Raw genomic sequence first — 260 nt, 5'->3', positions numbered from 1 at the left:
TTCCGCAGTAGCTCAGTGGTAGAGCATTCGGCTGTTAACCGAACGGTCGTAGGTTCGAGTCCTACCTGCGGAGCCATATGCTTCCATAGCTCAGTAGGTAGAGCACTTCCATGGTAAGGAAGAGGTCAGCGGTTCGAATCCGCTTGGGAGCTTCCCAATCTATCTATGAACAGAAAATAATCCGGCCCGTTGGTCAAGCGGTTAAGACACCGCCCTTTCACGGCGGTAACACGGGTTCGAATCCCGTACGGGTCACCATT

At 53.1% G+C, this 260-nt stretch carries 3 tRNA genes; all 3 read left to right on the top strand.

From position 1 onward, the window contains the following. Position 1 precedes the first annotated feature (1 nt). The 3 genes from SB775_RS30875 (at position 2) to SB775_RS30865 (ending at position 258) form a co-directional block, all read left to right on the top strand. A tRNA-Asn gene (locus tag SB775_RS30875) sits at positions 2 to 76 on the top strand. A gap of 3 nt (positions 77 to 79) precedes the next feature. Next, positions 80 to 152: transfer RNA gene (locus tag SB775_RS30870), tRNA-Thr, on the top strand. A gap of 31 nt (positions 153 to 183) precedes the next feature. Then, positions 184 to 258 (top strand) — tRNA-Glu (locus SB775_RS30865). The last annotated feature ends 2 nt before the right edge of the window (positions 259 to 260 follow it).

This window comes from Peribacillus sp. SIMBA_075, assembly GCF_046534585.1.
Note: the sequence above shows the minus strand (reverse complement) of the source record. Positions and strands in the feature narration are given on the sequence as shown.